The organism is Streptomyces sp. CBMA156, from assembly GCF_014596515.1.
GTDB lineage: Bacteria > Actinomycetota > Actinomycetes > Streptomycetales > Streptomycetaceae > Kitasatospora.
Map to the genome: position 1 here is coordinate 1 of NZ_MSJQ01000181.1, position 6,678 is coordinate 6,678.

At 74.8% G+C, this 6,678-nt stretch carries 5 protein-coding genes and 1 pseudogene; 3 read left to right on the forward strand and 3 right to left on the reverse strand.

Annotated elements, in window-relative coordinates; genetic code table 11:
• Positions 1-339 precede the first annotated feature (339 nt).
• A pseudogene (locus tag BU198_RS42165) lies at positions 340-534 on the forward strand (sensor histidine kinase); the annotation flags it as partial.
• On the forward strand, positions 522-1,178 hold the full coding sequence (locus BU198_RS15045) for a response regulator (protein ID WP_188297357.1): 657 nt from the start codon (positions 522-524) through the stop codon (positions 1,176-1,178). The pseudogene BU198_RS42165 and the gene BU198_RS15045, both read left to right, overlap by 13 nt.
• Here BU198_RS15045 and BU198_RS15050 read toward each other — a convergent pair.
• The 3 genes from BU198_RS15050 to BU198_RS15060 form a co-directional block, all read right to left on the reverse strand.
• Positions 1,151-3,403: a DEAD/DEAH box helicase gene (locus tag BU198_RS15050; RefSeq protein ID WP_317620129.1), complete on the reverse strand. Its 2,253-nt coding sequence runs from the start codon at positions 3,401-3,403 to the stop codon at positions 1,151-1,153. The genes BU198_RS15045 and BU198_RS15050 overlap by 28 nt on opposite strands.
• Positions 3,404-3,614: 211 nt before the next feature.
• Positions 3,615-4,457, reverse strand: a complete 843-nt coding sequence (locus tag BU198_RS15055; protein WP_188297358.1) for a siderophore-interacting protein — start codon at positions 4,455-4,457, stop codon at positions 3,615-3,617.
• Positions 4,458-4,624: 167 nt separating this feature from the next.
• Positions 4,625-5,623, reverse strand: coding sequence for a hypothetical protein (locus tag BU198_RS15060; RefSeq protein WP_188297359.1), 999 nt, complete (start codon positions 5,621-5,623; stop codon positions 4,625-4,627).
• Between the two features lie 121 nt (positions 5,624-5,744).
• Here BU198_RS15060 and BU198_RS15065 point away from each other — a divergent pair.
• A partial coding sequence (locus BU198_RS15065; RefSeq protein WP_188297360.1) for an MFS transporter occupies positions 5,745-6,678 on the forward strand: 934 nt, incomplete at its 3' end.

Here is a 6,678-nt window from a genome sequence, read left to right on the forward strand (position 1 = left end):
CACCACCACCGACATCACCGACCAGACCTACCACGACTACACCCACCGCGCCGACACCTTCGCCGACACCATCAAAAACCTCGGCTACTGGAACGCCCCCAAACCCTGGCTCTCCCTCTTCCTCCCCCCCCCCCCCCCCCCCCCCACCCCCCACCCCCCCCCCCCCCCCCCCCCCCCCCACCCCCACCCCCCCCCCCCCCCCCACCCCCCCCACCCCCCACCCCCCAACCCCCCACCGCCACCCGCCGCCCGGCCGCCCCCCCCCCTTAACACCCCCCCCCGGCCCGGCCCCCGCCGGGCCCCCTGCCCCCCCCGCCCGCGAGCGCCCGCGCCGCCCTGGTCCGGCTGCGGATCACCGCCGACGCCATCGCCGTCCGGGTCGAGGACGACGGCCGGGGCGGCGCCGCCGACGGAGCGGGCACCGGGCTGCCCGGCCTGCGCCGCAGGGTCGCCGCCTTCGACGGCACCACCCGCCTGTCCAGCCCTCCCGGGGGCCCGACCGTCCTGGAAACGGAGATACCGTGCGGATCCTGATCGCCGAGGACAACGCCCTGCTCCGCGAGGGCCTGGTCCTGCTGCTGCACAGCGAGGGCCACGAGGTCTGCGCGACCGTCGAGCACGGCGACGAACTGCTGCCCGCCCTGCTCGACCACCGCCCGGACGTCTCCGTGGTCGACGTCCGGCTGCCGCCGGGCTTCCGCGACGAGGGGCTGCGCGCCGCCGTCGAAGCCCGCCGCCGGCTGCCCGACCTGCCCGTCCTGATCCTCTCCCAGTACGTCGAACGCGCCTACGCCGCCGAACTGCTGGCCCAGAGCGCCACCGGCGTCGGCTACCTGCTCAAGGACCGGGTCGGCCGCGCCGAGGAGTTCCTCCAGGCCCTGCGGCGCGTCGCCGAGGGCGGCACCGCGATGGACCCGGAGGTGATCTCCCAGCTGATGGCCCACCGCACCGGCCCCGACCCGCTGGCCGCCCTCACCCCGCGCGAGCACGAGGTGCTCGCCCTGATGGCCGAGGGCCACAACAACCCGACCATCGCGCGGCTCCTCTTCCTCGCCGAGAGCTCGGTGAACAAGCACATCGGCAGCATCTTCGGCAAACTCGGCATGCCCACCCCCGACACCGGCCACCGCCGGGTGCGCGCCGTGCTCACCTACCTGCGCGCGCTCGCGGACGGGTGACCGTCCGCGGACGAGGCGCCGTCCTCTTCCGTCTGGCCGCCGTCCTCCGCCTGCGCACCCGCCCGAGCCGCCAGCCGCAGCTGTTCCTCCTCGACGATCAGCTCCGCCAGCGACCGCTCCGACACGTCCACCGCCTCCGGCGTCGACTCCGCCACCTCGCTGCGCCGCGCGTAGTCGTCGAACAGCCTGCCCTTCGCCCGCAGCAGGTCCAGCATCCGCTGGTCGACGCTGTCCGCCGCCAGCAGCCGGTGCACCCGCACCCGGCGGACCTGCCCCATCCGGCGGGAGCGCGCCACCGCCTGCTCCTCCAGGGTCGGCTTGACCTGCGGCTCGCACAGGATCACCACCGAGGCCGCCTGGATGTTCAGCCCCACGCCGCCGGCCTGGATCTGGCAGAGCAGCACCGCGTGCCCGGACACCGCACTGAACCCGTCCACCACCTCCTGCCGCCGCGCCGCTCCCAGGGAGCCGTCGATCGGCCCGAACGGCCGCTGCTCCAGGGCCTCCCTGACCGCGGCCAGGACATCGCGGAAGAACGAGAAGACCACCACCTTCAGCCCGCTCTCCGCCGCCTCGCCGACGATCTCCAGCAGCCGCCGCAGCTTCGCCGAATCCGCCGGGTCCGCGTACCCGGCCCGCCGCATCGCCGGGAAGTTGCCCGCCGCGACGGCCGACCGGTAGGCCGCGAGGTCGGCGGGCGAGAACTCCTCCCACTCGTCCACGTGGACGACCTCGGGCAGCTCGGTGAGCACGTCCTGCTGGTTGCGGCGCAGGTACGCCGGCGCCACCGCCTTGCGGAACGCCACCGGCCCGGCGGCAGCCGAGTCCGGCCGGACCTCCGGCATCAGCTCGGGCTGGAGGTACTGCACCAGGCTGCGGAACTCCTCCACCCGGTTCTCCATCGGCGTCCCGGTCAGGAACAGCACCCGCTCCACCCGCTCCACCCAGGCGGCCACCGCCCGGGAGCGCTGCGCGGCACGGTTCTTGACGAAGTGCGCCTCGTCCACCACGACCATCCCGACCGTGACCGCCTCCGCCACCCCGGCCGGCTCCAGGCGGCGCAGCCCGTCGAAGGTCACCACCGCGACACCGCCCTCGCGGAGCCACTCGGCGAGCGCCGCCTCCCGCTCCTGGCCGTGCACCCGGTACGCCCGCAGGGTGCTGCGCGACTCCACCTCCCGGGTCCAGTTGATCAGGACACTGGCCGGGCAGACCACCAGGAAGTGGGTGCTCCCCCGCGCCCGCAGGTGCGCCAGCACGGCGATCGCCTGGATCGTCTTGCCGAGGCCCATCTCGTCCCCGATGATCACCCGCTTCCGGGCGAGCACGAACCGCGCGCCGAACGCCTGGTAGCCGCGCAACGACACCCGGCAGTGGGTGTCGTCCAGCGGCTCGGCCCTCACCCGGTCCGACAGCTCCTCCGGCAGGAACCCCTCGGCGGCGGCGAGTTCGGCCCCGGCCTCCTCGACGATCCCGCCGAGCACGCCGTAGTAGTCCGCCGAACGCAGCTCGAAGTCCGTCCACGCCTCGACCGCCTCGACCGGTGGGCGCAGCAGGTCGACCGATGCCTGGGCGAGCAGCACCGGGACGTCCTGCGCCCCGAAGCCGGCCAGCGCCTTCTCCAGTTGCTCCACCGCCGCCTGCGCCCGCGCCCGCCGCTCCCGCCCGGCGAACAGCCCGCGCAACACCCCCCTGGCCGGCTGTGCGGCCACCACCAGCGGCTCCAGCTCGGCCTGGACCCGCTCCGCGGTCTCGCTGGCCCGCCGTGCCTCCGGCCCCGCGGCCACCAGCCGCTGGAGCGCGACGACCAGCGCGGTGCCCAACGGGTCCTGCCGGTCCACGTCCAGCCGCACCGCCACCGTCTGCTCGACCGCCCTGGCGATCTGCCCGGCCGCGGCCAGCGCCTGCGCCGCCGTCTGCGCCCCGACCCCGGGGATCAGCTGGAGCGTGTAGCGGGAGGCCTCCGCCACCTGCCGCACCGTCCCCAGCCCGGCCGCCTCCAGCGCCCCGACCCGCAGCCGGCCCTCGGTCACGTCCCTGAGCCGGGCCGTCGGGATCGTCCCCAGCTCGTCCGCCACCAACCGGTCCCGCAGCCCGAGGTACGCCGCCCGCACCTGCTCCACGGCTCCCCGGTGGTCCGCCACCACCGCCCCGGCCGCCGCCCGCAGCCCCTCCGCCTCGGCGAGGACCGCCCCGGGCCGCCGCCCACCCCGCCGCTCCCCCACCGCTTGGCTCCCGTCTCGCTCCGTGTCCTCGGACGCCCATGATCCCACCCACCGGAAGGGGCCGTCCGGCCGGTCCGGACGGGGACGCGGGCCGGACGGGGCTCCGGATCGGACGCCCGGCGGTGGGCTCCCGCCGGGCGGGGAGGGGCAGTCGGCACACGGCCAGGGTCGTCGTCGTCCACGGTGGGGCCGAGCAGTACCTCGGCGCGGATCAGCCGGGCTGCTCCTGCTCGGCCTCCACCTGGGCGTTCCACTCCCGCTTGGCCGCCCGCCAGCCCTCGTCGCTCTGGCCGAAACGCCAGTAGCCCGAGATCGACAGCCGCTCGCGCGGGATGCCGTGCTCCAGGCGCAGCAGGCGCCGCAGCTCCTTCACGAAGCCCGCCTCGCCGTGGACGAACGCGGATGCCGTACCGGCCGGGAACTCCAGCGCGGCCACCGCCTCGACCAGCGCCTCGCCCACCGGACGTGCGCCCCGGTGCAACCAGCTGACCTGGACCCCGGCGGGCGAGACGATCTTCTGCTCCTCGGCGGCGTCCGCGACCTCGACGAAGGCGTGCACCACCGCGTCGGCCGGCATCCGCTCCAGCGCCGCGGCGATCGCGGGCAGCGCGCTCTCGTCGCCCGCCAGCAGGTGCCAGTCGGCGCTCGGGTCGGGGGCGTAACCGCCGCCGGGGCCCAGGAAGCGCACCGTCTCGCCGGGCTGCGCACGGGCCGCCCACGGACCGGCCAGGCCCTCGTCGCCGTGCACCACGAAGTCGACGGTCAGCTCGCGCAGCGCCGGATCCCAGTCCCGCACGGTGTACGTCCGGGTGGTCGGCCACTGCTCGGGCGGGAACTCCTCGCGGATCCGCACCATGTCGAAGGGCTGCGGGTAGTTCACGCCCTCGGGGGTGAAGAGCACCTTGATGTAGTGGTCGGTGAACTCGGTGGCGTCGAAGTCGTCCAGCCCCGCACCGCCGAGGACCAGGCGCACCATGTGCGGCGTGATCCGCTCGGTGCGCAGCACCTGTGTTTCACGGGCCCGTGGTGTCCGGCGGGTCGGTCGGTCTGCCATGACGCCTCCTGGGCATGGTCGCACTTCGTGGTTAGGCTTGCCTAAGTTAGCACCTCGAAGTGGCGCACGGTCCACCGCGGCAGCCGATCGCCATGCCGTCCCCGATCGGCAAGGCGACCGGCGCGACCTCTCGTCACCCGTGCGGTTCCGGGGCCGGAGGGCGGGCCCTACACCCGCGTCCAGCGGAAGACGGCGACCAGCAGCGCCGCCGTGAGCGTCAGCAGGATGCCCGCTTCGACCAGTTGGATGGGGACGAAGTGGTCGACCGGGTGGTAGCGGAGCCAGGCGGCGGTGGTGTCGTCGCAGCTGATGGAGACCCGACAGAGGTCGGTGCTGACGCGGCTGCCGTCGGGGAGGACGGCACCGCGGTCCAGGAGCCAGGCGTTGGCTGGCTTGGGGGTGCTCAGGGTGGCGACCTGTTCCACGGCGGAGTGGAAGAAGGGCCGGGCCCAGAGGACGAGGCCGTGGGCGGCGGCGACGAGGGCGCCGGTGAGGAACATCGCGGGCAGGGTGCGGCGGACCAGTCTGCCGATGAAGACACCGAGTACCAGGGCGAAGAGGGACCAGGCGACCGGGGCGAGCCCGAGGGCCGGGTAGGTGAAGAACTGGAACGGCGGGTCGAAGCCGGCCGGGCCGTTCAGTATGTCCGTCCACCACACCCAGCTCATCAGTGCGGCGAGCACGCCGCTGACGGTCAGCACGGCCAGCCCGGGCACGGCGAGGCGGACGGCCAGCCAGCGGGCCGGGCTGACGGACTGTGCGCGGATCAGGCGGATGGTGCCGCGTTCGTACTCCTGGGCCAGCAGCGGCGCGCCGATGAACACGCCGACCAGCAGCGGGAGCGCGGTGACGGCGGGCTGGAGGACCTCCAGGTACCAGAAGCCCGGGCGGTTGATCGGCGCGAAGAGGGTCCGGCACCGGGCCTCGTCCATGCTGAGGGTGTTCCAGGCGCCGCTGTAGCAGCCGGTCCGGCTCAGGACGCCCTCGATGTGCCGGCAGGCGATGTGGATCCGGGCGAGTTCGGCCACCGCCAGGGCCAGCAGCACACCCATGGTCCTGAGTAGGAAGAGGTTCTGACGCAGCGCCAGCCACAACAGGCCGCGCAGGCCGGGGGCGGCGACGGCGGTCGGAGCGGTGGCGCGGTCGGGCAGGACGTCGCGGACCACGCCGGCCGGGCCTTCGGGCTGCCCTCACGGAAGTGTTGACGTCGGATTCACGCCAGCCCAACCCGCGTTCCGCTTGGTGGACTTCGGGAAGTACCCCGAACCCACCGACAGGACCTCCGGCATGCCCGACACCACCCACCGACCCGACCCGCTCACCCCGGCCGCACCGGCCGCACCGTCCGCACTGTCCACCCCGGGCGCACCGGAGCCCCGGGCCCGCCGCGGCGGCACGCTCGCCGTCCTCGCCGTGACGACGGGCGTCTTCTCCATCGTCACCACCGAGATCCTGCCGATCGGCCTGCTCACCCCGATCGGCGCCACCTTCCGGATCTCCGACGGCACGGCCGGGCTGATGATGACCCTGCCGGGCATCGTCGCCGCGGTGGCCGCGCCCGTCGTCACCGTCGCGACCAGGCGGGTGGACCGCCGCACCATGCTCTGCGTGCTGCTGCTCGTCCTCACCCTGGCGGACCTGCTCAACGCGCTCGCCCCCGGCTACTGGGCGGTGCTGACCGCCCGGGTCGTCCTCGGCCTGGTCATCGGCGCGTTCTGGTCGATCGGCTCCGGGCTCGCCCCGCGCCTCGTCCCCGAGCACCGGCAGTCGCGGGCCAACACCCTGGTCTTCTCCGCCGTCCCGCTCGGCTCGGTGCTCGGCGTGCCCGCGGGCGTGTTCCTCGGTTCGCTGGCCGGCTGGCGGGCGGCCTTCCTCGCGGTGACCGCGCTGACCCTGCTCGCACTGGCCGCCCTCCTGCGGTCGCTGCCGCCGCTGCCCCCGCTGACCACCACCGACCTGGGCGTGCTGCGCGGGCTGCTCGCCGGCCGCGGCACCCGCACCGGCATCGCGGTGACCGTGCTGATCGTGGTGGCGCACTTCGGCAGTTACACCTACGTCACCCCCTTCCTGACGGACACCACCCACGCCGGTGCCGGGCTGGTCACCGCCCTGCTGCTCGGCTACGGCGCCGCCGGACTGCTCGGCAACGTCCTGGCCGGCGGCCGGGCGGCCGGTGCGCTGCGACCGGTGTTCGGCGCGGCGGCCGTGCTGCGCCCGTCCG

Bases quoted from the DNA above. Each gene is read 5' to 3' on its own strand.
- BU198_RS15055 (WP_188297358.1), bottom strand. From the start codon at position 4,457: ATGGCAGACCGACCGACCCGCCGGACACCACGGGCCCGTGAAACACAG.